Annotated in this window: 27 protein-coding genes; 19 read left to right on the top strand and 8 right to left on the bottom strand. The window is 39.6% G+C overall.

Going from position 1 to position 25,954, the window contains the following annotated elements; all coding sequences use genetic code 11:
• Positions 1 to 12: 12 nt before the first annotated feature.
• The 3 genes from ACNKXS_RS10255 to rluF form a co-directional block, all read right to left on the bottom strand.
• Positions 13 to 1,032: an AI-2E family transporter gene (locus ACNKXS_RS10255; protein WP_417920768.1), complete on the bottom strand. Its 1,020-nt coding sequence runs from the start codon at positions 1,030 to 1,032 to the stop codon at positions 13 to 15.
• Positions 1,033 to 1,060: 28 nt separating this feature from the next.
• Entirely contained in the window at positions 1,061 to 1,483 is a 423-nt protein-coding gene (locus ACNKXS_RS10250) for a VOC family protein (protein WP_417920767.1), read from the bottom strand.
• Between the two features lie 102 nt (positions 1,484 to 1,585).
• A complete protein-coding gene (rluF, locus tag ACNKXS_RS10245; RefSeq protein ID WP_417920766.1) occupies positions 1,586 to 2,377 on the bottom strand; it encodes a 23S rRNA pseudouridine(2604) synthase RluF in 792 nt (263 codons plus the stop codon).
• Positions 2,378 to 2,496: 119 nt separating this feature from the next.
• Here rluF and ACNKXS_RS10240 point away from each other — a divergent pair, with 119 nt between their 5' ends.
• The 4 genes from ACNKXS_RS10240 to dnaG all read left to right on the top strand — a co-directional run bounded on the left by ACNKXS_RS10240 (position 2,497) and on the right by dnaG (position 6,968).
• Positions 2,497 to 3,060: an RNA polymerase sigma factor gene (locus ACNKXS_RS10240; protein ID WP_417920765.1), complete on the top strand. Its 564-nt coding sequence runs from the start codon at positions 2,497 to 2,499 to the stop codon at positions 3,058 to 3,060.
• Positions 3,047 to 3,817, top strand: a complete 771-nt coding sequence (locus ACNKXS_RS10235) for a hypothetical protein (protein ID WP_417920764.1) — start codon at positions 3,047 to 3,049, stop codon at positions 3,815 to 3,817. The genes ACNKXS_RS10240 and ACNKXS_RS10235 overlap by 14 nt, the downstream gene beginning before the upstream one ends.
• 49 nt (positions 3,818 to 3,866) lie before the next feature.
• Positions 3,867 to 4,895 carry a hypothetical protein gene (locus ACNKXS_RS10230; protein WP_417920763.1) on the top strand — a complete coding sequence of 343 codons (1,029 nt, stop codon included), beginning with the start codon at positions 3,867 to 3,869 and terminating at the stop codon, positions 4,893 to 4,895.
• 114 nt (positions 4,896 to 5,009) lie between these two features.
• Entirely contained in the window at positions 5,010 to 6,968 is a 1,959-nt protein-coding gene (dnaG, locus tag ACNKXS_RS10225; protein WP_417920762.1) for a DNA primase, read from the top strand.
• Here dnaG and ACNKXS_RS10220 read toward each other — a convergent pair.
• Together ACNKXS_RS10220 and nadE are read right to left on the bottom strand one after the other, a co-directional pair.
• Positions 6,961 to 7,599, bottom strand: coding sequence for a response regulator (locus ACNKXS_RS10220; protein WP_141876873.1), 639 nt, complete (start codon positions 7,597 to 7,599; stop codon positions 6,961 to 6,963). The genes dnaG and ACNKXS_RS10220 overlap by 8 nt on opposite strands.
• 115 nt (positions 7,600 to 7,714) lie before the next feature.
• Positions 7,715 to 8,506 carry an NAD(+) synthase gene (gene nadE, locus ACNKXS_RS10215; protein WP_417920761.1) on the bottom strand — a complete coding sequence of 264 codons (792 nt, stop codon included), beginning with the start codon at positions 8,504 to 8,506 and terminating at the stop codon, positions 7,715 to 7,717.
• 106 nt (positions 8,507 to 8,612) lie between these two features.
• Here nadE and gldB point away from each other — a divergent pair, with 106 nt between their 5' ends.
• From gldB to ACNKXS_RS10200, 3 genes are read left to right on the top strand one after another with little or no spacing between them, the layout of a single operon-like run.
• Positions 8,613 to 9,572 carry a gliding motility lipoprotein GldB gene (gene gldB, locus ACNKXS_RS10210; RefSeq protein WP_417920760.1) on the top strand — a complete coding sequence of 320 codons (960 nt, stop codon included), beginning with the start codon at positions 8,613 to 8,615 and terminating at the stop codon, positions 9,570 to 9,572.
• Positions 9,572 to 9,910, top strand: coding sequence for a gliding motility protein GldC (gldC, locus tag ACNKXS_RS10205; RefSeq protein ID WP_141876876.1), 339 nt, complete (start codon positions 9,572 to 9,574; stop codon positions 9,908 to 9,910). Before gldB ends, gldC begins: the two co-directional genes overlap by 1 nt.
• Positions 9,911 to 10,270, top strand: a complete 360-nt coding sequence (locus ACNKXS_RS10200) for a GTPase (protein WP_295178071.1) — start codon at positions 9,911 to 9,913, stop codon at positions 10,268 to 10,270.
• Here the strand turns inward: ACNKXS_RS10200 and ACNKXS_RS10195 are convergent.
• From ACNKXS_RS10195 to ACNKXS_RS10185, 3 genes are read right to left on the bottom strand one after another with little or no spacing between them, the layout of a single operon-like run.
• Complete coding sequence (locus tag ACNKXS_RS10195; protein ID WP_417920759.1) at positions 10,267 to 10,929, bottom strand: hypothetical protein; 663 nt, start codon at positions 10,927 to 10,929, stop codon at positions 10,267 to 10,269. The genes ACNKXS_RS10200 and ACNKXS_RS10195 overlap by 4 nt on opposite strands.
• Positions 10,930 to 10,965: 36 nt before the next feature.
• The gene (gene yihA / locus ACNKXS_RS10190) at positions 10,966 to 11,571 is read right to left on the bottom strand and encodes a ribosome biogenesis GTP-binding protein YihA/YsxC (protein ID WP_417920758.1); all 606 of its coding nucleotides are present in this window, start codon (positions 11,569 to 11,571) and stop codon (positions 10,966 to 10,968) included.
• Between the two features lie 12 nt (positions 11,572 to 11,583).
• Positions 11,584 to 12,348 (bottom strand): alpha/beta fold hydrolase, encoded by a 765-nt coding sequence (locus ACNKXS_RS10185; protein ID WP_417920757.1) that lies wholly within the window; start codon positions 12,346 to 12,348, stop codon positions 11,584 to 11,586.
• A gap of 290 nt (positions 12,349 to 12,638) precedes the next feature.
• On the opposite strand from ACNKXS_RS10185, the gene mraZ reads away from it, so the two are divergent.
• From mraZ to ftsA, 12 genes are all read left to right on the top strand, one after another.
• Entirely contained in the window at positions 12,639 to 13,109 is a 471-nt protein-coding gene (gene mraZ, locus ACNKXS_RS10180) for a division/cell wall cluster transcriptional repressor MraZ (protein ID WP_295178065.1), read from the top strand.
• Positions 13,096 to 13,992 (top strand): 16S rRNA (cytosine(1402)-N(4))-methyltransferase RsmH, encoded by an 897-nt coding sequence (rsmH, locus tag ACNKXS_RS10175; protein WP_298248088.1) that lies wholly within the window; start codon positions 13,096 to 13,098, stop codon positions 13,990 to 13,992. Before mraZ ends, rsmH begins: the two co-directional genes overlap by 14 nt.
• Before the next feature lie 5 nt (positions 13,993 to 13,997).
• Positions 13,998 to 14,315 carry an FtsL-like putative cell division protein gene (locus tag ACNKXS_RS10170; RefSeq protein WP_141876881.1) on the top strand — a complete coding sequence of 106 codons (318 nt, stop codon included), beginning with the start codon at positions 13,998 to 14,000 and terminating at the stop codon, positions 14,313 to 14,315.
• 7 nt (positions 14,316 to 14,322) lie between these two features.
• On the top strand, positions 14,323 to 16,314 hold the full coding sequence (locus ACNKXS_RS10165) for a penicillin-binding protein (RefSeq protein WP_417920756.1): 1,992 nt from the start codon (positions 14,323 to 14,325) through the stop codon (positions 16,312 to 16,314).
• The gene (locus tag ACNKXS_RS10160; RefSeq protein ID WP_417920755.1) at positions 16,314 to 17,780 is read left to right on the top strand and encodes a UDP-N-acetylmuramoyl-L-alanyl-D-glutamate--2,6-diaminopimelate ligase; all 1,467 of its coding nucleotides are present in this window, start codon (positions 16,314 to 16,316) and stop codon (positions 17,778 to 17,780) included. The genes ACNKXS_RS10165 and ACNKXS_RS10160 overlap by 1 nt, the downstream gene beginning before the upstream one ends.
• Positions 17,780 to 19,012: a phospho-N-acetylmuramoyl-pentapeptide-transferase gene (mraY, locus tag ACNKXS_RS10155; protein WP_417920754.1), complete on the top strand. Its 1,233-nt coding sequence runs from the start codon at positions 17,780 to 17,782 to the stop codon at positions 19,010 to 19,012. Before ACNKXS_RS10160 ends, mraY begins: the two co-directional genes overlap by 1 nt.
• 1 nt (position 19,013) lies before the next feature.
• Positions 19,014 to 20,348 (top strand): UDP-N-acetylmuramoyl-L-alanine--D-glutamate ligase, encoded by a 1,335-nt coding sequence (gene murD / locus ACNKXS_RS10150; RefSeq protein ID WP_417920753.1) that lies wholly within the window; start codon positions 19,014 to 19,016, stop codon positions 20,346 to 20,348.
• Positions 20,349 to 20,375: 27 nt separating this feature from the next.
• Positions 20,376 to 21,584: an FtsW/RodA/SpoVE family cell cycle protein gene (locus ACNKXS_RS10145; RefSeq protein ID WP_295178054.1), complete on the top strand. Its 1,209-nt coding sequence runs from the start codon at positions 20,376 to 20,378 to the stop codon at positions 21,582 to 21,584.
• Positions 21,581 to 22,678, top strand: a complete 1,098-nt coding sequence (murG, locus tag ACNKXS_RS10140) for an undecaprenyldiphospho-muramoylpentapeptide beta-N-acetylglucosaminyltransferase (protein WP_417920752.1) — start codon at positions 21,581 to 21,583, stop codon at positions 22,676 to 22,678. Before ACNKXS_RS10145 ends, murG begins: the two co-directional genes overlap by 4 nt.
• A complete protein-coding gene (murC, locus tag ACNKXS_RS10135) occupies positions 22,678 to 24,036 on the top strand; it encodes a UDP-N-acetylmuramate--L-alanine ligase (RefSeq protein WP_417920751.1) in 1,359 nt (452 codons plus the stop codon). The genes murG and murC overlap by 1 nt, the downstream gene beginning before the upstream one ends.
• The gene (locus ACNKXS_RS10130; RefSeq protein WP_295178048.1) at positions 24,026 to 24,742 is read left to right on the top strand and encodes a cell division protein FtsQ/DivIB; all 717 of its coding nucleotides are present in this window, start codon (positions 24,026 to 24,028) and stop codon (positions 24,740 to 24,742) included. The genes murC and ACNKXS_RS10130 overlap by 11 nt, the downstream gene beginning before the upstream one ends.
• 3 nt (positions 24,743 to 24,745) lie before the next feature.
• Positions 24,746 to 25,954: cell division protein FtsA (ftsA, locus tag ACNKXS_RS10125; protein WP_417920750.1), on the top strand; the 1,209-nt coding region annotated here is incomplete at its 3' end.

The raw sequence follows: 25,954 nt of genomic DNA, 5'->3' as shown, positions 1-25,954 counted from the left end.
TTTTTCTTTTAGTTATAATCGGTGGTGAGCATTTCCATACTCTTTCTTGTAGATCTTCAGAATTAATAAAAACAAGGATACCAGTAATGGTCCAAATATCAATCCTATAAATCCAAATAGTGGTACTCCCACGATCACCCCAAAAAGTGTGATCAATGGATGAACACTTGCCAGTTTTTCAAGTACATAAAGTCGTATAATATTATCAGTTGAGCCTACAACCACTAGTCCGTAAATTAACAGAGCTATTGCCTGGAAGTCGTTTCCCTGCGCGAATAATAGAATGACCGCGGGTAGGACTCCTATAGCTGTTCCTATGAATGGAATCATCGAGCCAATTGCAGTGATCACAAACCAGAAAAATGGGTCTGGAACTCCAAATATCAAGTAACCTATAAGTGCTATTACACCCTGCACGATGGCTACCAGTGGAATTCCCAAAGCATTACTTCTTACCAATTGATCACTTTCGTCGCCAATCACCCGAATATTATCCTTTCCTAACGGAATATAATCGATCAGGGAATGTCTCATTGATTTCTGATTCATAAGCATGTAGTACAGCATGAAATACATGATCCCGATCGCAATAAAGGCATCAAATGTTCCACCGGCGAGGTTCTGTAGGTTGTTCGACAGCCATCCTGTAATTGCAGAAGTGTCAATACTCTCGCTAATATTGTAACCTATATAATCTTCGGCTATATTCAGCTGGTCTTTTAAAGCGCTAAGCACCCTTTCAGAATTTGCAACGGCTTTTCCTATTTTACTGGTAAGCATAATTGCAATTAGTGTGACTGGAACCAGGATGCCAATAATACTTCCGGTCATTAACAGCGTAGCTGCTAAGGCTGGTTTCCATCCTCGGTTTACCAGTTTTTTTTGCCAACCCTTCATGATAACATAAAGTGTTACCGCACCCAGAACTCCAGAGAGGTAAGGAATTACCTCCCTAAAAATCAATACTGAAAGGAACAGTATTAATAGCAATACAAAAATTTGCCGTACAAGTGACGGTTTCAGTTTATCCATTTGATTGGTTGGTGATGAATAAAGGTTATTAACTCGCGAATAATTGACTCATGTCTTTAAATGCTTTGAACTCCAATGCATTTCCGCAGGGATCTTTAAAGAACATGGTAGCTTGTTCGCCTGGCTTTCCCTCAAACCTGATATAAGGCTCGATAATAAAATCGATATGTTTTCGTTTTAGGAGGCCGGCAAACTCATGAAATACATCCCATTGCAATACTACCCCAAAGTGAGGTACTGGAACATCCTTTCCATCTACAGGATTGGAAGTCGAACTGGCGCTTTTTTGTGGGTCCTGATAATGTATTACCAATTGGTGTCCAAAAAAATTGAAATCCACCCAGTGATCACTACTTCGGCCTTCGCCACAACCTAAAGTTTCTTTGTAAAATTTTCTACAGGACTCCAGATCAGATACTGGGATCGCTAAATGAAATGGCTGTACTTTCATAAAATTAAAATTGGTTGGTTCAAAATCATGAACGCATAAGGTTCATCCTCTAAATGTAAAAAGAACTACCAATATTAGTACAATAACCGGCCTAATTCTGTGTTAAGATTTGGAGATTCTGGGACGCTTTTTCTTCTCGGTTTGACTATCGTCAAGTACAGAGCCCTCTTCGGTTTTGGTAGATTCGCCGGTGAGTCCATTAATAGTGTCAAGCTCTTCCCTCGTAAGATCACGCCATTCACCTACCGGAATGTCCAGTGAGACGTTCATGATCCGTACCCTTTTTAAGGAGGTCACTTCGTAGTCTAAATATTCACACATTCTACGAATCTGTCGGTTTAAGCCTTGAGTAAGAATGATCTTAAAAGTATGTTTGCCAAGTTTTTCCACTTCGCATTCACGAGTTACTGTATCCAGAATAGGTATTCCTGAAGACATTTTCTGTATAAAATCTGATGTGACGGGTTTGTTGACGGAAACTACATATTCTTTTTCATGATTGTTTCGTGCCCGCAGGATCTTGTTCACAATATCTCCGTCGTTGGTAAGAAAGATTAGACCCTCACTAGGTTTATCTAAACGCCCGATAGGGAAAATCCGCTTTGGATAATTGATGTAATCAACAATGTTATCCTTCTCAACCCGTGTATCTGTAGTGCAAACGATACCAACAGGTTTATTAAAAGCGATGTAGACATTAGGTTCTTTTAGTTCGGCTTTGGATACTGGTTCTCCATTCACTTTAACCACATCTCCCGGTTTTACTTTAGTTCCCATTTCTGGAACTACGTCATTTATCGTGATGCGACCCTGGTCAATTAATTTGTCTGCCTCTCTACGGGAACAATATCCTAACTGACTCAAATACTTATTAATTCGAACTTCTTCTGCCATGTCACAAAGATAATAGATACAATCGGGACGTCGGAATTTGAAAAAAAATAAAATTTTTAAAACCTCAGGCAACCTTTCGTAACTTTCTCTCGTCTATATAAATAGAAGGCCTTTTAAAAATGGTAAAAGTAATACAGCTTTTTAAAAACGAATCCTCTCTCATCAAAAGAGCGAGTGCAGGAAACAGGGATGCCCAGAAGCAGATCTATGAAACGCACGCTCCAAAGATGCTAAGTGTTTGCCGGCAGTATATAAAAGATCTGCACCATGCCGAGGATACCATGTTGAAGGGTTTTATGAAAGTGTTCACTTACCTGGATACCTTTAAAGATGAAGGTAGTTTTGAAGGTTGGATTCGAAAGATCATGGTGAGAGAAAGCATTAGCTTTTTAAGACAGTTCAAAGAACTACAATTTCAGGAAGATGACGAATTTGGTCATGAAGTGGCAAATAATATTAATTCTGAAATGGACGTGGCAGACATACAGTCGCTTATAGATAGTTTGCCTGAAGGTTATAAAGCGGTTTTTGTATTATATGCGGTAGAAGGTTACAAGCATAGTGAAATTGCTAAGATGCTTGAGATAACCGAAGGGACCTCAAAATCCCAGCTGTTTAAGGCTCGAAAGATGCTTCAGCAAAAAATTAAATCTAATAACACATCTAGTTATGGCGCCAATTAAATTTGAAGAACATATCAGGGAAAAACTGGATTGCCGGGAGATCAGTCCATCAGCTGGAAGTTGGGATAAACTTAGTGAACAGTTAGATGAAAAGGAAAGCTCGGGAAAGAATAATAAATGGTGGATCTCCTCAATAGCTGCAATTTTTGTCCTTGCTCTCTGCGGAATCATCTACCTGAATATGAATAGTAGTGTCGAAAATACTATAGTGAATACTCCGGAAATCCAGAAGCCTTCTGAAAATGCAATCGATGAATTTGAGAGTCCGGTGCGATTAGTAGAACAGGAAAAAACTGAAGAATCCCAGGCTCAGCCGGAGTTGGAACCGAAGTATGTACAGAAGACAGCTTCCGAAGAGATAAGAACTACATCAAATAAAAAAGAGCAGATCGCATCAGTTGAAGTAGAGGAAATGATTAACATAGAGTCTATAAAAACTGCAACACAAGCTAGTTTGCAGGAATTAAAAATTTCCGAAGAGGTGAGTAAAGTATTGGCGGAGGTTTCCAGGCTAGAATCTCAATACGGAGATGTAAGCGATACTGAAGTGGAAGCATTGCTCAATAAAGCCATTGCAACTATAGAATATGAAAATGTGCAGAAGTCGAGTGAAATTTCGGCAGACGCTTTACTGGCCGATGTTGAAGCTGAGGTGTACGAATCATTTAAAGAGAAAGTTTTTGAGATCGTTAAAAACGGTTATCAGAAAGCTGCGGTGGCGGTATCCAATAAACTTGATCATTCAGAAGAAAAATAATTTTCCCTATCAGGGTCATTCATCAATCAATAACTAAATACCAAACATCATGAAATCATTACTAATTACATTCGCATTATGTATTCTCAGTTTTAGTCCATGTGACGCTCAAACTGTCGAGATCACCAGCGGGAACAAGATCGAAGTTTTAAAAAAACAGCGTGAAAACATTATTAAACAGGAAAAGGAAGAGCTTAAGGCAGCAGTAGAAGCCATCAATGAGCGGCTGGATAACGAAGAAATTTCCATGCAGGAAGCTGATGAGCTAAAGGAGGAAGCCGCTAAAAAGCATGCGCTGAATATCGAAAATCGCTTGGCTATCCTTGATAATAAAATCGCACTTCTGGAAAGAAACGAGGAATCTAAAGTTGAAAGTGACAAAACTTTCGTTTTCTCCTGGAAAGATGAGGACGACAAAGAAGATCCCGATTACGAGGACAAGCGTACAACTTCTACTTTAATGGTAGCTGCAGGATTCAATAATGCTTTACAAGATGGGCAGTCGCTCAATGATTCAGATTTCAAAATTGGCGGTAGCCGGTTTTTTGAAATAGGTTGGGTGTGGAGAACCAGAGTTTTCGATGAATCTAACTGGTTAAGACTTAAATACGGAGTTTCATTTCAGTTCAACGGACTCAAACCTACAGATAACAGATTCCTGGTTGACAATAATGGAATTACAGAATTACAGGAATTTGAGTATGACCTGAACAAGTCAAAATTTAGAATGGATAACCTGGTCATCCCTGTGCATTTTGAATTCGGACCTTCAAAGAAAATTGAAAATGATGGGGATTATACATTTTCGACTTATAAAAAGTTCAAAGTTGGTCTTGGTGGATATACCGGTTTCAGCTTAGGTGAAAGACAGAAACTGAAATATAAAGAGGATGGTGACAGAACCAAAGAAAAATTGAAATCTGATTATAACACGAACGATTTTATATATGGACTGAGTGCATATGTAGGATGGGGAAATACCTCGCTCTACGCAAAATATGATCTAAACCCGATCTTTGAAGATCCAAACCCAGAGTTGAATAATGTATCTCTTGGAATTCGTTTCGACCTTGATTAATTAGCCAATATAGTTTAGTTTTGCGGGGCTTTAAATTTGAGTAATCATTTTTAAAGCCCTTTCTTTTTTGAAGCCTTTTCATTTTGTATTTTTCCATTAAATAGTTGTGAAAATTTGATCTCCAGAACCACCATAGATAATGTTTTTGAAACCGCCCGTGTAGAGGAGGTGATCGAGGATTTCGTGCAATTAAAAAAGTCTGGTAGTAATCTGAAAGGGCTTAGTCCCTTTACAGATGAGCGTTCACCAAGTTTTATGGTTTCCCCGGTGAAACAGATCTGGAAAGATTTTAGTAGTGGAAAAGGAGGAAATGTAGTTGCTTTTTTAATGGAGCACGAACACTTCAACTACCCTGAAGCGATCAAATATCTCGCGAAAAAATACGGAATTGAAATAGAGGAGACGCAGCAGACTGATGAGCAGAAGGAGCAGGCCGATGAACGCGAAAGTATGTACCTGGTTTCAGAATATGCCAGTAAATATTTTCAGACGCAAATGCATAAGACCGATGAAGGCCAGGCAATAGGTTTAAGCTACTTTAAAGAACGTGGATTTACTTCTGAAACTATTAAAAAGTTCGATCTGGGATATTCTCCAGATGAATGGGATGCTTTCACGAAAAATGCACTCGGTGATGGCTATAAACTGGAATTTCTGGAAAAGACAGGTTTGACCATTGTTAAGGATGAAAAGACATTTGACCGTTTTAAAGGAAGAGTCATGTTTCCAATTCAATCAATGTCTGGACGGGTTCTTGGGTTTGGAGGAAGAATCCTCGGGAATTCGAAAAAAGCAGCCAAATACCTCAATTCTCCGGAAAGTGATATTTACCATAAGAGTAAAGTACTCTACGGAATCTATCACGCCAAGCAATCTATTGCCAAAGAAGATAATTGTTACCTCGTTGAAGGGTATACCGACGTCATACAATTCCATCAAAGTGGCATAGAAAATACGGTATCGTCTTCCGGAACTGCTCTAACTTCAGAACAGATCAGGTTGATCAACAGGTTGACCAAAAATATTACGGTGTTGTTCGATGGCGATGCTGCAGGAACCAGGGCTTCTATGCGAGGGATTGATCTAATTCTCGAGCAGGGCATGAACGTGAAAGTTTGTCCCTTCCCCGAGGGTGAGGATCCAGATAGTTTTGCCCGCTCGAATTCTGAAGCAGAGCTGGAGGAGTTTTTAAAGGAAAATTCTTACGACTTCATTACTTATAAGGCTTCCCTGCTTATGGATGAAGCCAAAAATGATCCTGTAAAGAAGGCAGATCTTATTCGGGATATGGTACAGAGTATAGCGAAAATTCCTGATAATATCCAGAAGGAAGTTTATTTACAGGAATGCTCGCGGATTATGGATATTTCAGAAGATGTTCTGTATGCAACCTTGGCTCAATTAGAAAAAAAAGACGGGAAAACTCCGGCGAGGGCCGAGAAAAAACCCATGCAGGTTATTCGAAATGAAGAAGCTGCTCCAGTCAAGAAAGTAGATCAGCTTTATATTCTGGAGAGAAAGATCATTAGTCTGCTTGTTCTCTACGGAAGGCAGGAAGGTGAATTTCATGATGTTATTCTAAAACATAATGATCAGGGTGAGCCGGTGTATGAATCTGAAGTGCAGGAGGCCAAGGTATTCGAAAAAATTTACCTGGATCTTCAGGAGGATGAAATTGAATTTACCAATAAGGATTTCAGAGAATTATTTTCGTTATTGATAGAGAAGCTTAATTCTGAGGATGAATTTGGAGTGGAAATGATCATCAATGACCTTGAGAAATCTCAGGCTGTTGAACTTACAGATATCCTGATGGAAGATGAGCAGTATGAACTTCATGACTGGGAACGACATGACATTCCAGTAAAAAGCAAAACTCAGGGAGTTGCACAATTCGTAACCCAGACTATACTTTCATTACGTAGATTTCTGGTTGGTCGTAAGATCAACGAACTTATGGAAGAAATACGTGAAGTCTCTTCAGAAGAAGAACGAACAGAAAAGATTCAGGATATTATGAGCTATACCAGTTTAAGTACGATTCTTTCCGATCGTCTGGGCAGGGTTATGTAGTATTGAGCTGTAATAATCTGGATTGCGTAATAAGATCTGCAACATTATCCACTTTAAGCTTTTTCAGCAATCGTGTTTTATAGGTGCTTACTGTCTTTTCGTTAATGTCCAGCGCTTCAGCAATATCCTTATTTCTTTTACCGGAAGAAAGCAGATTTAATACTTCCGTTTCGCGGGTAGAAAGCTTCTTGAATTTTGTAATCAAACTCTTACCTCTCGTGATACCGGAATTTAATTTTTCGGTGATCTTACGATTTAAGTAGATTCCGCCTCTTGCAACCTGGTAAATTGCCTTCTCCAGAGTTTCACTATCTGTATGTTTAGAAATATAACCTGCGGCTCCGGCTTTAATGGCGCTCAATGCATACATTTCTTCTGGATGTGAACTAAAAATAAGTGTTTTTACCTCAGGAAATTCCTGCTTGATCCTTCTAATGGCGTTGATACCGTTGATTTGTGGAAGATCCAGTTCCACGATCAAAACATCGGGAGCGTTCTTTTCTAACTGACTGAATAACTGGGTACCACTGCTTACTCTGCCTGTAACCTGTAGTGCCGGATTGTTCTGAAGTACGCATTTAATCCCTTCAAAAATTATTGGATGATGGTCTGCAATTAATACTCGATACATGATTCTAAGTTAAAAACAAGTCCGGGGGTAACTCGTTGAGTTTGGTTTATTTAACTTAAAAATACTGCTTTGACCCCTGATATGGGAAATCAGCTACACATATTCGATAAGATGATTATTTCAACAGATGAACGGGTATGTCGCAAACGGGTATTGGCACCATCTTATGTGTGTTCGCAGCATTCAAACGAGAATAGATCTGGAAGACTTCACGTTGTCTGCCTTCAAAATCTGAAGACTTTTTCCCCGCTTCTTTTGCAGTCATCGCCCATTCAAGTTCATCGTACGATGCTCCTAATTGATCTTCATCACTTCGGCTGTCACCAAAAAGTCCGTCGGTTGGAGCTGCAGTCATGATATCATCAATAATGTTGAGGTATTTCCCCAGGGCATAGACTTCACTTTTCATAAGATCTGCTATCGGACTAAGATCAACACCGCCATCGCCATATTTTGTATAGAATCCAACTCCAAAATCTTCCACTTTATTTCCAGTTCCTGCAACAAGGTATCCATGTAATCCAGCGAAATAATAAAGAGTAGACATGCGAAGTCTTGCTCTTGAATTTGCTAAGGTTAGATCCAGAGAAGCAGATTGTCTTTCCTGGGGCATGACAGATTTAAACTGTTCAAATACCGGGGTGAGATTTACTTCAAGGTTACTTACGTTCGCAAAATTGTGTTCCAGTTCGCTAATATGTTTTCTGGCGCGGGTAACCTGGCTGCTCGCCTGGTGAATAGGCATTTCCAGGCACAGTGTAGGCATTCCGGTTTTCGCGCAAAGCGTTGAGGTTACTGCAGAATCTATACCGCCACTAACTCCAACTACAAACCCATTCATATTTGCTTTTGTAGCGTACTCTTTTAACCAGTTTATGATATGATCAGCGACTTTTTCGGTTTGCATAATGTTGGGTGATTTAATTAGTAAGTAATACCTTTGCCTCACAAATCTAACACTAAAAGCCAATTTTTAAAAGATGGCTGCGTTAAAGCCTTCCTAATTGCCAGTTATGCTGAAAAAGATCCTGTTCTTTATTACAATTATTTCGGTGGTTTCCTGTAATAATCAGTCTGAAACCGAAGAAAAGATCGACAGGATCGATGTAGATCTGAAAGTTATAAGATTTGAACAGGAATTTGCCAGTACAAAACCTCAGCAATTACCTGAGTTAAAACAGAAATATCCATTTTTATTTCCTGTGCAGTTTCCAGATTCGGTTTGGATCGATAAGTTATCTGATACCCTTCAGCTGGAGATCAATCAGGCTGTAGAAGATGAGTTTTCAAATTTCACGAATCAGGAAGATGAATTATATGCACTTTTTCAGCATATGAAATACTACTTTCCGGAGTTTGAAGTACCTGTGGTAATTACGGTAACTTCCGAAGTGGATTATAAGAACAAAATAATTTATACGGGAGATTATTTATTTATTTCCCTCGATACGTATTTAGGTACAGATCATCGGTTTTACACCGGTCTTCAGGAGTATTTGAAAAAGAACTTTAATAAAGATCAGATAGTAGTAGATGCTGCGGAAGAGATTTCAAAAAAATACGTTCCAGGTCCAGATTCCCGAACGTTTTTAAGTCATATGGTATATTATGGTAAGATTCAGTATTTGAAGGAGATGCTCCTGCCAATGCTTGACCCTGCAAGAAGAATAGGCTATACTGAAGAGGAATTTAACTTCGCCGAAAACAATGAATCTCAGATCTGGAGATACTTCGTAGAGAACGAACTTATTTACGATACAGATAACCAGTTGCAGACTCGTTTTCTATTTCCTGCACCATTTTCAAAATTCTATCTTCAGCTGGATGCTGAAAGTCCGGCCAGATTAGGTCAATATATAGGACTTAAGATTGTGAAAGCATACATGGAAAAGAACGACATATCCCTGGACAGAATGCTAAATACATCTGCTGAAGAAATTTTCAATAAAGCCAATTTTAAACCGAAGAAATAATGCCAGAATTTAAAAAATCTGAGATCAATATAGAAGTTGTAACAGACGATAATCATGTACCTGAGAATATCACCTGGAGTGCTGAAGATGGGAATGTATATAAAGAAGATGCAAAAGCTTTGATGCTATCTGTTTGGGATAGTAAAGATCAGGAAACTTTAAGAATCGACCTTTGGACCAAGGAAATGCCAGTAGATGAAATGAAAAAATTCTTTCATCAAACGTTAGTTTCTATGAGTGACACATATTTTCGTGCTACCCAGGATGATAAAATGCGCGATACCATGAAGGATTTCTGTGATTATTTTGCTGAAAAAACTGAAATCAAGAAGAGCTAATTGGAAAAACTGATCTTTGTTTATAATGCCGACTCAGGTAAACTCAAATCGCTAATAGGAGCTTTCCAAAAGGTTGTGAATCCCGATTCCTACGACTGTAATTTATGCAAACTTACTTACGGTGCTTTCGATGAAAAGAAGGCCTGGAGAGACTTTCGTAAAAACGGAGATCTTGATATGGAATTCCTGCACAGAGATGAGTTTTTGAAAAACTATGCTTCTAAATTCGGACATAAGTTTGAATTTCCTATCATTCTCGCGCAGAATCAGAAAGGTCTGGAAGTTTTGGTGTCAACTTCAGAATTAAAGGAAATAATGGATGTAGAGGAGCTTATTTCAAGAATTAAGGAAAGAACCTAATTTTTCTGATCTTCCGGAAAAAACTGTGACCAGTTTTCATCCATTAAGAATTTAGCAAAAAAATCAATTCTACTTTCACCGTTCCTAACCAATATTTGACCATTTGGCTTAATAGCTGCAAATGAATTACAGAGCGTTGGCTGAGTGAAAATATTGTTTCTGAAGTAATTCTCTTGATCAATATAAAATTTCTCTTCCGGATCATCTGTATCATTCACTAAATCAATTCCTTTCTCGAACAGATATATAATGTTGAGATCGGAATCTTTTTCTAGTTGTTCCCAGAATGGTTTCAAAAATTTTTTGCGTCTTCGAATGCGACTTTTACTCCAGTTTTCATCGGGATGTGAACTGGTACAGAGGTCTCCTTTGAATTTAAAAACAAGTAAAATAGGGGAGCTTGCCTTTATACTCTTTCCAGTTATCTTAGATAATTCAGTAGCTATAGTTCCCGGATCTGAAACAAACCCTTGAAATAAGTTTTTATTCAATGTATTGACTCGAGTGTTAGTACTGTTTATTGAGTCCCATCTTGCACTATTTCTCCATTGTTCCCTGAATTTTTGCTGACTTATGGTTTTACCTTCGGCATCAATAAAAATATCTTTGCTTCTGTCGACTTTTTGAGCAAGTAAACTAGTTTGCAGACCAATGATCATGCTGAGGATAAATAGATATTTCATTCCGCCAAAGCTCTATTTACTATTTAGCTGCTCGTTGATGCTTTCAATATAATCTAATACTTCATCCTGTCCTAAACCTGCAGATGCTGAAGTAATGAAATATTCCGGCATCTCTTCCCAGGTTTCCAGCATCTCCGCCTTGTAGTTGGCAATATGCTTGTCAAGAACCTTCGGTTTGAGCTTATCAGCCTTAGTGAAAATGATACAGAACGGGATCGCGTTTTCTCCCATCCACTGCATAAATTCCATGTCTATAGGTTGAGGAGAATGTCTAGAATCAATAAGAACAAATGCGCAAACCATTTGTTTGCGTTGCTCGAAATAGGCGGTAATGAATTTCTGAAATACTTTTTTGGTAGATTTTGAAACCTGCGCATAACCATATCCCGGTAGATCCACCAGGTGCCAGTTCTTATTGATCAGAAAATGATTGATCAACTGGGTCTTTCCCGGTTTCGCTGAAGTTTTTGCCAGGGACTTCCTACCTGTAAGCATATTGATAAGTGACGATTTCCCAACATTACTACGGCCAATGAATGCATATTCCGGCAGGGAGCTGTTTGGACAATGATCAACTTTGGAATTACTTATGACGAATTCTGCAGTTTTGATCTTCATAATAAAAGATTTTTAGATAGCTCTTTCTTTAAGCCATGCGTGAAGCACTTCATTGAATTCCTGGGGATGTTCCATCATAGCAGCATGACCACATTGATCGATCCAGTAAAGATCTGAATCTGGTAATAACCTCTGGAAATCCTCAGCAACTTCAGGAGGAGTGACCGTGTCATTTTTCCCCCAGATAATGCAGGTAGGCGTTTTCATCTTTGGAAGATCCTTCGCCATATTGTGTCGAATTGCACTCTTGGCAATGGCCAGTGTCTTTACCAGTTTATTTCGATCACTTACTGTTTCATATACTTCATCCACGATTTCCTTGGTTGCAACCTGAGGATCGTAAAAAACAGCTTCAGCTTTTTTCTTGATAAATTCGTAATCACCACGTCTTGGATAACTCTCGCCCATGGCATTCTCATATAAACCAGAACTACCGGTAATAACCAAAGCTTCCACACTTTCAGGAAACATTTTAGTCGCCAGTAGTGCAATATGACCTCCAAGGGAATTACCAAGCAGAATCACTTTTTCGTAACCTTTATGGTCCAGAAATTCTTTAAGATATTTCGCGAACGTTCCTACACTGGTCTTGAGAAGGGACATTGAGTAAAGTGGTAATTCCGGGATTAACACCTTATAGCCATTTTCTGGAAAGTGACTTACAACTCCGTCAAAATTACTTAGGCCTCCCATAAGTCCGTGAAGAATAACAATCGGGGTGCCTTCGCCTTTTTCAAGATATGTGAATTTACCCTCCTGCCTTAAGTGATCTTTCATTGATAGCCTTTGCGGTTAGCAATCGCAAATATAGCGATTTCGATACAAGTATAATCATTTTTGATTAACTGCAAACTCATTTTTGGTAAGTGGCAATATAAGATTTCAGAGAAAAATTAAACTAAATGCGCCACTTTATCCCACGAATTTTCAAGAGTCTGAATAATAAGGAAATAGAGCTATTTCAAAGGTTTTCAATCACATACGGTGGTAAAACTTATCAACATTGTGGTAGAAAGTGGTAAAATGTGGTATTATTTTCAATATATTTGACTTTATAAAGTCAGATCGTGGTAAATCTCATTGGAACATACGAATGTAAAGTAGATGCTAAGGGCCGGTTAATGGTTCCTTCAGCATTGAAAAAGCAATTGACTCCAATGTTGCAGGATGGTTTTGTGATCAAAAGATCAGTTTTTCAGCCTTGTCTGGAATTATATCCTATGGAACAATGGGATATTATGATGACGAAGATCAATAAACTGAACAGGTTTAAAAAGCAAAACAATGATTTTATAAGAAGGTTTACGGCCGGTGTGAAAACAGTGGAAGTAGACTCGAATGGTCGACTTCTAATTCCGAAGGATCTAATAGGTTTTGCCGGAATTGATAAGGAGATTGTCCTGTCTTCTGCGATTGCCATTGTGGAAATATGGGATAAAGATAAATATGAAAACGCCATCGAAGGTTCTTCAGATGATGACTTTGCAAGTCTTGCTGAAGAAGTGATGGGTAACGACGAGCATGATGGACTATCATAATCCTGTTCTTTTAAAGGAATCTGTTGATGGCTTGAATATCCAGCCAGATGGAGTTTACGTAGATGTGACCTTTGGAGGCGGTGGTCATTCCAGGGAGATTTTGAGTAGGCTTGGACCTTCCGGGAAATTATACGCCTTCGACCAGGACAGGGATGCGTTGGAGAACAAGATAGAGGATGAACGTTTTACACTTATCAATGAGAACTTTAGATTTCTGAAGAGATTTCTAAGATTCTACGGTGTAAAGGAAGTTGATGGAATTCTTGGTGATTTTGGTGTTTCCTCACATCAGTTCAATGAAGCTGAAAGAGGGTTTTCAACAAGATTCGATGCCAGGCTGGACATGAGAATGAACCAGGGAGATAAGCTTAGTGCATACGAAGTCATTAATGAATACGAAGAGGAGCAATTGAAGAAGTTGTTCTATGCGTATGCAGATTTGAAAAACGCACCCAAACTTGCCCGTACCATCGTGGAAGAAAGAAAGAATGGAGCTATAGAAACCAGTGAGCAACTAAAGGATCTATTGAAGCCGCATTTATTCCGCGGAAAGGAAAATAAGATCCTGGCGCAGATCTATCAGGCAATTCGTATAGAAGTGAATCAGGAAATTGAAGTGCTCAAAGAGTTTCTTCAGCAAACTGAAGAAGTGATCTGTAAAGACGGAAGGTTGAGTTTGATCTCTTACCATTCTCTTGAAGACAGGTTGGTAAAAAGATATATAAGGAGTGGGTTGTTTGAAGGAGAACCGGAGAAAGACATGTATGGCAATATAGATGTCCCTTTCAGGAAAACAAGCGGACTCATCATTCCCTCGAAAGTTGAAATAAAACAAAATAACCGGGCGAGAAGTGCCAAATTAAGAGTGGCGCGTAAGCTTTAAGAATTATGAAGAAAGGGTTTTACAATATACTCAAGGCTAATTTTCTTATTAGCGAAGATGCTGTAAAAAACTGGCGGTTCATTGTCTATTGTACGGTTCTGGCAATTATCATGATCGCCAGTTCTCACAATGCAGAGAAGAAGGTGCACCAGATCGCAAGATTAAGCACAGAAGTGAAGGAGTTGAGAAGTGAGCATATTGAACGAAGATCAGATCTAATGAAGATCAAAATGGAATCCACTATCACCGAATCTATGTCGGGTAAAGGTATTGGGCCGTCTGATACGCCACCGAACAAAATTAGAGTCATCATAAAAGAATAAACCTTAAATGGCAACAACAGAAAAAAGCATCCTGAATCGTATGTATTTCGTGGCCGGCTGCCTGTTCCTCTTCGCAATCGCGGTAGGGGTGAAATTGCTGAATATCCAGTTTGTTCATGGTGAACATTACAAAAGTCTTGCGGAAGAGCGTACTCTAAGAAATTTTAAAATTCCTGCGAATCGAGGGAATCTTTACGATTCTAATGGAAATCTACTGGCTACTTCAGTTCCCAAATATGACATTCGATTTGATGCCGTAACTGTTTCAGACAAAAATTTTGAAGAGAACATAGGAGAGTTGTCTGCTGAGCTGTCCAAAATGCTAGGACGTTCTACTTCCTATTATTCCCAGAAATTAAGAACAGCGCGTGTAAATAAACAGCGCTATGTATTGATCGCTAAGAATCTTGGATATTCAGAATACATGAAGATCAAGAGTTTTCCCATGTTCAATCTTGGTGCTTTCAAAGGTGGAATGATCACGGAACAAAGCACGGTTAGAGAGCATCCGCTAGGCAAAATGGGAGAACGAACCGTGGGCTATGAGCGTAGGGATGAGAATGGATATTTTACACGCGTTGGCCTGGAAGGCGCATTTAGTAACTACCTGAGAGGTACAGATGGTCGTCGTTTAAAGCAAAAGATAGCTAAAGGACAATGGAAGCCTATTAGTGATAATAACGAAATGGAGCCGAAAGATGGTTATGATGTCATTTCTACGATCGATGTAAATATCCAGGATATAGCTCATCATTCACTATTACGTCAATTAGAATATTTTGAGGCAGATCATGGTACTGTGGTGGTGATGGAAACCGCAACTGGCGAGATCAAAGCAATGTCAAATCTTGGGCGCACAGAAGACGGGACTTATTTCGAAAAAAGAAATTACGCAGTATACGAAGCCCACGAGCCTGGTTCTACTTTCAAATTAATGGCGATGGTAGCTGCACTGGAGGATGAGGTAGTGGATACCAGCCAGGTTATTGATACAGAAAAAGGTGTGGTGCGGTTTTACGGTCGCCCTGTACGGGATTCACATCATGGTGGTTATGGTGAAATTTCGGCGGCGAAGGCATTTGAATTGTCTTCTAATACAGCCTTTACCAAAATGATTACTGAAGGTTATAAGAATGACCCGTCCAAATTCGTAGATAGATTATACGACATGGGTCTTAATGATAAGATAGGTCTTGAAATTAAAGGTGAGGGCTCTCCCCGAATTCCTCACCCTCAGGACAAATCCTGGAATGGCCTGAGTTTGCCTTGGATGGCCTTTGGTTATGGGGTGGCAATTACGCCTTTGCAAACGCTAACTTTTTACAATGCGATCGCAAATGACGGTGAAATGATCAAGCCGCGATTTATAAAGGCAGTGAAAGATCGGGACAAGTCAATAATGACTATGGATAAGCAGGTGATGAACCCATCTATTTGTTCTCCTGAAACTGCGGCCAAGGTTCGTGAGATGATGAAGAATACGGTTGAACGAGGCACAGCTGCCAATATCTATACTGAAAACTTTTCGATGGCCGGTAAGACAGGAACATGCCAGACAGAATACTGGATAGAACCAGGTAGATATATAGCTTCTTTTGCCGGATATTTTCCTGCCGAAGATCCTAAATACTCCTGCATCGTCGTGATTCATAAGCCTAATAGAAGAAAAGGGTATTACGGAAATATCGTGGCAGCTCCTGTTTTTAAAGATATTGCCAGAAAGATCTATACAGATACACCGGTGATGGATGAGCTCGAAAATCTTGATTTTGAAGACGAGGATATCCAAGCCGACTTTGACACTTACTACGCAAGCATACAGGATGAAAAAATGCTGATGCCAGATGTTACCGGAATGCCGGCAATGGATGCGATCTCCATCCTTGAGAATCTTGGGATTCAGGTTCGATTGAATGGAAAAGGAGTAGTGAAAAGACAATCTGTTTCGGCAGGAAAGAAATTAGATAATAACGCCATCGTAAATCTTGAATTGAGTTAATGCAGGTTTTAAAAGACATACTCTATAAAGTAAATATTAAGTCGGTTTCCGGAGATACCGGGGTGACCGTACGCGATATTCATTTCGATTCCAGAAAAATTTCTCTTAATGATGTTTTCATCGCTATTCGAGGAAGCTTAAGTGATGGTCATGATTATATTAAAAATGCTGAAAATCAGGGAGCACTTGCTATTGTATGTGAGGAGCTTCCGAAGGAAAAGGTGAATGGTGTTACTTATATTGAAGTAGCAGATTCCAAGAGGGCGTTGGCGTATATTTCAGCTAATTATTACGAGAATCCCTCAGAAAACCTAAAACTGGTGGGAGTTACTGGTACCAATGGGAAAACGACCATTGCGACCTTGCTATATGATTTGTTTACCAAAGCTGGATTCAAATGCGGACTACTTTCTACTGTGAAAATCATGGTTGGAAATGAAGAACGTACCGCCATTCGAACGACTCCAGATTCCATAAGTATCAATTCACATCTAAGTGATATGAATGATGCCGGTGTGGAATTCTGCTTTATGGAAGTAAGTTCGCATGGAATCGATCAGCATCGTACGACGGCTCTCAAATTTCAAGGCGGAATTTTCACGAACCTCTCGCATGATCACCTGGATTACCATAAGGATTTTGCAGAATATCGTGATGTAAAAAAAAGGTTTTTTGATGAATTACCAGCTTCAGCTTTTGCACTTACTAATATCGATGATAAGAATGGTGATGTAATGCTTCAGAATACAAAAGCGAAGAAATACAGCTACGCTTTAAAATCCTATGCAGATTACCAGGCTCAGATTCTTGAAAACAATTTTACAGGATTGCTTCTGAAGGTGAAAGATCAGGAGTTGTGGTCCAGGCTCATAGGTACTTTTAATGCTTATAACGTGCTGGCTATTTACGCTACTGCGGAATTGTTAGGTTTAAAAACCCTGGAAACACTTCGTATCATAAGCGAACTGAATTCTGTTAGCGGAAGGTTTCAATATATCATTTCAGAAAGAGAAAAAATCACTGCGATCGTAGACTACGCTCATACTCCAGATGCTCTTAAGAATGTCTTGGAGACCATCAACAGCATTCGTACAAAAAATGAAAATCTTATTACAGTTGTAGGTTGCGGAGGTGATCGCGATACTACGAAACGTCCTAAAATGGGGCATATCGCATCGGCACTAAGTAGTAAAGTGATCTTTACCAGTGATAATCCAAGAACAGAGGACCCAGATAAGATCATAGCAGATGTGGAAGCCGGTGTGGAGCCACAGAACTTTAAAAAGATCATGAGTGTTACCAATCGCAAGCAGGCAATTAGAACTGCATGCCAGATGGCGACCAGTAACGATATTATTCTAATTGCCGGGAAAGGTCATGAGACCTACCAGGAGGTGAATGGAGAACGATTTGATTTTGACGATCTCAAAATTGTAAAGGAATTTCTAAAAACTCTGGATAAATAATGCTGTATTACCTGTTTAAATTTTTAGAAGATAGATATCAGCTACCAGGAGCACAGTTATTTGAGTTCCTGTCATTCAGGTCTGCAATGGCGATCATATTATCGCTGGGAATTTCTACGATCTATGGAAAACACATTATCAATTACCTGAGAGCTAAACAAATAGGTGAGAGCGTTAGAGATCTTGGACTAAAGGGTCAGACAGAAAAAGCAGGCACGCCAACCATGGGAGGCGTGATCATTATCATTGCTACACTTATCCCTGTGCTGCTGTTTGCTAAACTTGAAAATATCTATGTAATTCTGTTGATCATTACCACCTTGTGGATGGGAGCGATCGGTTTTCTAGACGATTTTATAAAAACCTTTAAAAAAGATAAGGAAGGATTAAAAGGCATATTCAAGGTGATTGGCCAGATTGGTCTGGGTCTAATCGTTGGATGTACCATGTATTTCCATCCGCAGATTACTACAAAGGAAGTAATTACAGACACGAATCCTACTGAAAATGTGATTGCCAGAGCTGAGGTTGTGGATATGGGTCCGGAAGTAAAGGATACCAGTACAACCATTCCGTTTGTTAAGGACAACGAATTTGAATACTCCAGTCTAATAAGCTGGATAGATGCAGATCTTGTAAACTATGCGTGGCTGATATTTATTCCTATTGTGATCTTTATCGTAACGGCAGTGTCTAATGGTGCGAACCTTACTGATGGTATTGATGGACTCGCCGCTGGATCATCGGCTATTATAGTGTTAACCCTGGGAATCTTTGCCTGGGTTTCGGGTAACATCATATTTTCAGATTACCTCAATATAATGTACATCCCACGGTCTGGTGAGATGACCATTTTTATAACGGCTTTTGCCGGTGCTTTAGTAGGTTTCCTTTGGTATAACACATATCCAGCCCAGGTTTTTATGGGAGATACTGGAAGTTTGACAATTGGAGGAATTATCGCAGTGCTTGCGATTGCGACCAGAAAGGAATTACTAATACCATTACTATGTGGAATTTTCCTGGTGGAAAATCTTTCAGTAGTACTACAGGTAGGCTGGTTCAAATGGACTAAGAGAAAATTTGGTGAAGGAAGAAGGATATTTTTGATGTCCCCTCTTCATCATCATTATCAGAAAAAAGGCAGACATGAAAGTAAGATCGTGGTAAGATTCTGGATTATCGGAATTTTCCTGGCGATACTTACCATCGTCACCTTAAAAGTACGCTAGGATGGAAAGACTGGTGATACTTGGAGGTGGAGAAAGTGGAGTTGGTACGGCAATTCTCGGGAAAGAGAAGGGCTACGAGGTTTTTCTTTCAGATAAAGGAAGGATCAAGGATAAGTACCGTGATGTTCTTACAAAACTGGAAATAGATTGGGAAGATGAGAAACATTCAGAAGAAAAGATTCTGAATGCAAATGTGGTGATGAAAAGCCCTGGTATTCCAGAAACTGCTGCACTTGTTGTAAAACTTCGGAAGAATGACATACCTGTTATATCAGAAATTGAATTCGCTTCCTGGTTTTCTGAGACTCCGGTAATTGGAATTACAGGAAGCAACGGTAAAACAACGGTGACCAACCTGATACAGCATTTACTGAAGAACGGCGAGGTAAATTCAGGAATGGGTGGAAATATTGGAAACAGCTATGCGAAAATGGTTGCTGAAAATAAGCATAATTGGTTTGTTCTGGAATTATCCAGTTTTCAACTGGATGGAATCGAAGATTTCAAACCGCATATAGCCATTTTGACCAACATTACGCCAGATCATTTAGATCGCTATGATTACAAATTTGAAAATTATATAGAATCAAAATTCAGAATAACAAAGAATCAAACAGCCGAAGATTATTTCATCTACGATGCAGATGATCCAGTGATCACAGAATGGCTTGAGAAAAATCCTGTGAAAGCACAAAAGTTGCCATTTTCGATGGAAAAGAAACTTGAAAAAGGCGCCTATTTAGAAGATACAAATATTGTTATAAAAATAAATAATACCGAGTTTACTATGTCAACATCAGATATATCCCTACAGGGCAAACACAACACCAAGAATGCAATGGCTGCGGCCACCGTTTCTCAGTTGCTTAGAATTAGAAAGCAAACCATAAGAGAAAGCATGGCTAATTTTCAGGGTGTGGAACATCGTCTTGAAAAGGTGCTAAAGATCAACAATGTGATGTATATCAACGATTCCAAAGCGACCAATGTAAATGCAACTTATTACGCATTAGAAAGTATGGAATCTGAAACAATATGGATCCTTGGAGGTGTGGATAAAGGCAATGTTTATGATGATCTACTTCCTTTAGTGAATGAAAAAGTAAAGGCGATCATCTGTTTAGGAGTTGATAATGAGAAAATCAAAAGAGCTTTTGGTAATATCGTGGAGAACCTTGTAGAAACCGGATCTATGGATGAGGCAGTTAAAATGGCTTACAGATTAGCAGATAAAGGTGATAATGTGTTATTGTCTCCGGCATGTGCGAGTTTCGATCTATTCGAAAATTATGAGGATAGAGGCAGACAGTTTAAGAATGCCGTTCGTAATCTATAAGAATTAATAAAATTATTGAATAGGATAATGAGCAACGTATTTGCAAATTTAAAAGGTGATAAAGTGATCTGGGCGGTAGCAGCTTTGCTGGCGATCTTTTCCTTTTTGCCGGTGTACAGCGCCAGTAGTAACCTGGCCTATCTCCACGGAGATGGTAGTACTACCGGATTTCTTATCATGCACTTTTTTCACTTGCTTCTTGGTTTTTGCCTGTTATTCGCGGTACATAAAATACCTTATCATTACTTTCGGGGAATAAGTATTTTGCTACTACCCATAGTAATTGTTTTGCTGATTTTTACAATCGCCCAGGGGACCACTATTGATGGTGCCTATGCCAGTAGATGGATACGTATTCCGGTATTAAATGTATCCTTCCAGTCTTCAACTCTGGCTTCGGTCGTATTGATGGTTTATGTAGCAAGATATCTCTCTAAGATCACCGAGAAAAAAGTAACATTTAAGGAGACAATAATTCCGCTATGGGCGCCTGTTTTCGCCGTATTAGTGCTAATTTTGCCGGCCAATTTCTCCACAACGGCGATCATTTTTGTCATGACGCTGATACTGATGTTCTTAGGAGGTTATCCTATTAAATACCTATCAGCCATCGTTGGTGTCGGCATTGTAATGCTGGGAATTTTTGTGCTAACAGCCAAAGCATTTCCAGGTTTATTACCCAACAGGATCGATACCTGGTCAAGCCGAATTGAAACCTTTTTCGATGGAGAGGAAGCAGATGAGCAATACCAGGTAGAGAAGGCTAAGATTGCGATCGCTCAGGGTGGTATTACAGGAACTGGAATTGGTAAAAGTGTACAAAGAAATTTTTTACCCCAATCTTCTTCAGATTTCATCTACGCGATCATCGTGGAGGAAATGGGGTTAATAGGAGCTTTTGGAGTAATGCTGGCTTATTTGCTTCTGTTATTCAGGATTGTCATCGTTGCTACCAAAGCAAGCAGCATATTTGGTAAACTGGTGGTAATGGGCGTAGGATTGCCTATAGTTTTCCAGGCGCTTATCAACATGGGTGTCGCGGTGGAATTATTTCCGGTAACGGGACAAACCTTGCCACTGGTAAGTAGTGGGGGAACGTCCATCTGGATGACCTGTATCGCACTTGGAATTATACTGAGTGTAAGTGCAAGAAGAGAAGAGATTAAAGAGTTTGAAAATGAGAGCCTGAATGGCGAGGAAGAGAATCCTCTGGATATTTTGAGCGAAGCGATATGAAGAAGAACATGCGAGTTATATTATCAGGTGGCGGAACAGGTGGACATATCTATCCTGCGATCGCTATTGCAGATGAGATCAAAAGTCGTCATCCAGAAGCTGAGATATTGTTCGTAGGTGCGAAGGACCGCATGGAAATGGAGAAGGTGCCTCAGGCTGGTTATAAAATAGAAGGTCTTTGGATCACAGGGATCGATCGTTCCTTAAGTCTAAGAAATTTATCTTTTCCTTTAAAGTTAATTAGTAGTATCTCAAAATCGAGAAAGATTGTAAAGAGATTTAAGCCAGATGTAGTCATTGGTACGGGTGGATTTGCCAGCGGACCATTACTGCGTGTAGCGATCTCCAGAAATATTCCAACGCTGGTGCAGGAACAGAATAGTCTTCCAGGTATCACAAATAAAATACTAGCCAAGAACGCAAGTGTTATCTGTGCTGCCTATGAAAAAGTAAAAGATTATTTCCCTGCGGAAAAAACTGTCATTACTGGGAACCCGGTTAGACAGGATTTGCTTAAGGTAAATACACTCAGGCAGGAAGCCCAGGAATATTTTAAACTGAAGCCAGGAAAGAAAACCGTACTTATTCTAGGCGGAAGCCTGGGAGCAAGAAGGATCAATAAACTTATTGAAACCTATTTGAAAAGGTTCGAACAGGAAAATGTACAATTGATCTGGCAAATTGGGAAATTGTATTATTCAGATTATAAAAAGTACGCTTCAGAAGCTATTGTGGCTAAGGAGTATATCAATCGTATGGACCTTGCCTATGCAGCTGCAGATGTGATCATCTCAAGAGCTGGAGCTGGAAGCGTTTCAGAATTATGTATTGTGGGAAAACCGATATTGTTTATCCCATCCCCGAATGTTGCTGAAAATCATCAGGCAAAAAATGCCATGGCGGTAACAGATCATGATGCGGCATTGATGATCACTGAAGATGAACTTACAGAAAAATTTGATCCATGCTTTTTCAGCTTTTTAAAGGATGAAAGAAGACTGGAAAGATTTTCAAGAAATATAAAACAACTGGCGCTGCCTAACGCAACATCAGATATCGTAAACGAAGTAGAAAAGCTGGTAGAAAGAAACTAATGAAGAACCCTGATCACATAGAACATTTTTATTTCATCGGTATCGGTGGGATTGGGATGAGTGCGCTCGCTAGATATTTTCAGGCGAAAGGCGCTAAGGTTTGTGGTTACGATCGTACACCTTCGAAACTTACAGCAGAACTGGAGATGGAAGGAATTAATATTAGTTATGCAGATGAGCTTGAGGCTATTCCACAGAATATTTTAGAGGATGTGGAAAACAGTCTCGTGGTGTATACTCCTGCAGTTCCAAAAGATCACAAACAGTTTGGATATTTTCAGCAGGAAGGATTTGAGGTCGTTAAAAGATCTGAATTACTGGGAATGGTTACCGCTAATAAATACTGCCTGGCCGTTGCCGGTACTCACGGAAAAACTACCACAACCGCTATTTTAGGTCATTTGCTTAAAGAAACTGGCGCGAAAGTAACTGCATTCCTGGGTGGTATTAGTGAGGATATTCAGTCAAACCTGATCATGCAGGGCGATGAGGTCGTAGTAGTAGAAGCAGATGAGTTTGATCGTTCATTCCTTCGGCTTTCTCCCAATACTGCGGCGATAACTTCTATGGATGCAGATCATCTTGATATCTACGGAAGTAAAGAAGAACTGGAAAAATCATTTAAGGACTTTGCTGCAAAAATTCCTGAAAGCGGCACTTTATTTGTAAATAACAAATTATCTCTAAGCGGAAAGACACTTGGCATAAATGATGCGAGTGATTATTCAGCTAAGAACGTAAAGATTGAGAATGGTACTTATGTCTTTGATCTAAAGACTCCTTCTCAAACTATAGAAAATTTAAGATTTAATCTACCCGGCAATCACAATTTGCTGAATGCTATAACAGCCCTGGCGATGGCGATCGAATACGGATCCCCAACCATCGATCTGGCCAGGGCTTTATATACTTTCAAAGGTGTAAGACGTAGATTCAATTATAAGATTAAAACCGATAAACTGGTGTTAATTGATGACTATGCTCATCATCCTACAGAGATTTCTGCAGTACATCAGGCGGTTCGTGCAATGTACCCCGATAAAATTGTTCTTGCGGTTTTTCAACCCCACTTGTTTAGCCGTACCCGTGACTTCGCTGAAGATTTTGCCTCCAGCCTTTCAGAATTTGATAAGGTCTTTCTCATGGATATTTATCCTGCGCGAGAAACCCCAATCGAAGGCATCACTTCAGCCTGGTTACTGGAACAAATAGAAAACGATTACAAGAGACTTGTTAGTAAACATCATCTTATTGAATCTATAAGGTCTGAATATGCAGATGTTATAGTGATGATGGGTGCTGGTGATATAGGAGATGAAGTTGAATCTGTTCAAAAAGCCTTACAGAATGAAGCGTAGTCTGAAGTTTATACAGCCTCTAATTTTAATCCTGCTAATAGGAGGACTTTATGGTTTTGCAGAACATCGCCATAAGAACAGAAAATTAACCGATATCAAGGTTAGTTTTACCGAGACGGAAAACCTCTATGTGACTGAGGAAGTGGTTAATAAATTGTTAATACAATCTAATGACAGTGTCTCGAGCATAGATAAAGAAACTTTAGATTTGAATAGAGTGGAAGCTATGCTGAACGATCATGACATGATTGAAAATGCAGAAGTATTTCTAACACTCGACGGAAAACTGAAAGCGACCGTAAGTCAGAGAAAGCCAATTGGCAGGGTAGCTGGAAATTCTTCATTTTACCTGGATAGAAATGGAGAGATCATGCCATTATCAGAATATTACTCGGCTAGAGTGCCGCTAATGTTTGGTTTTGATGGAAGTACTGTAGCTGAAGTTTACGGGATCGTAAGTTATGTTCAGAATGATGATTTTCTAAGGAAACACATAACGGGAATTACTCGTTTAAATGCTGAAGCCTATGCTTTAGAACTTAGAGAGAATGATTTTCAAGTTTATTTTGGAGATACTACAAAGATAGATCTCAAGTTTAACAATTTTAAGGCCTTTTACAAAAAGGCTACTAAGGATAAGAAATTAAATACCTACAAAAAAGTGAACCTACAATTTGGAGATCAGGTTGTGTGCACGAAAAAATAGTTTATGGAACAGAACGATATTGCAGTAGGATTAGATATTGGAACTACCAAGATTGTGGCTATGATCGGCCGCAAGAATGAGTATGGAAAAGTAGAAATCGTAGGCATAGGAAAATCCAAATCTCTGGGCGTACATCGCGGAGTGGTGAATAATATCACCCAGACGATTCAGTCTATCCAACAGGCAATACAGGAAGCAGAAGCCGATAGCGGTTTAAAGATCAGTGAAGTGGTAGTGGGAATTGCGGGACAGCATATTCGAAGCCTTCAGCATAGTGACTATATCACCAGGCAAAATCCTGATGAGGTTATAGATTCTGAAGACATTCATACGTTGTGCAACCAGGTCCATAAACTGGTAATGTTACCGGGAGAAGAGATTATTCATGTCCTTCCGCAGGAATTTAAAGTAGACGGGCAGGCGGAGATCAAAGAACCTATCGGGATGTACGGTGGAAGACTGGAAGCCAACTTTCATGTAGTTGTAGGACAGGTTTCTTCCATAAGAAATATTGGTCGATGCGTGAAAAGCGCCGGCCTGGAACTTTCAGCAGTAACGCTGGAACCTCTAGCTTCAGCTAACGCGGTTCTCAGTCAGGAGGAGAAAGAGGCAGGTGTGGCACTTATCGATATAGGTGGTGGTACGACAGATCTTGCAATTTTTAAAGATGGTATCATCAGGCATACTGCAGTAATTCCTTTTGGTGGAAATGTGATTACTGAAGACATCAAGGAAGGATGTTCAATCATTGAAAAACAAGCAGAATTACTGAAGATCAAATTTGGATCTGCCTGGCCAGGTGAAAACAAGGATAATGAGATCGTTTCCATCCCAGGTTTACGTGGAAGAGAGCCGAAGGAAATCACTTTGAAGAATCTCTCCAAGATCATCCACGCACGAGTAGTAGAGATCATCGACCAGGTTTACCTGGAGATCAAGAATTACGGTCACGATGAGCAAAAGAAAAAATTGATCGCAGGAATCGTTCTTACCGGAGGTGGTGCTCAGTTGAAGCATCTTAAGCAACTGGTAGAATATATTACGGGAATGGATACAAGAATAGGGTATCCTAACGAACATCTGGCCGGGAATAACGATTCAGAAACCACCAGTCCGGTATATGCTACGGCAGTTGGTTTGGTAATGAATAGCCTTGAAAAAGGGAATAACAAGTATCAGGAGGAAGTTGTGCTCTCTAAAAACCAAATGGTA

The sequence above is a fragment of the Christiangramia marina genome (assembly GCF_048285865.1).
In the GTDB taxonomy this organism is placed as follows: Bacteria; Bacteroidota; Bacteroidia; order Flavobacteriales; family Flavobacteriaceae; genus Christiangramia; species Christiangramia marina.
This window is presented reverse-complemented; position numbering and strand designations above follow the sequence as displayed.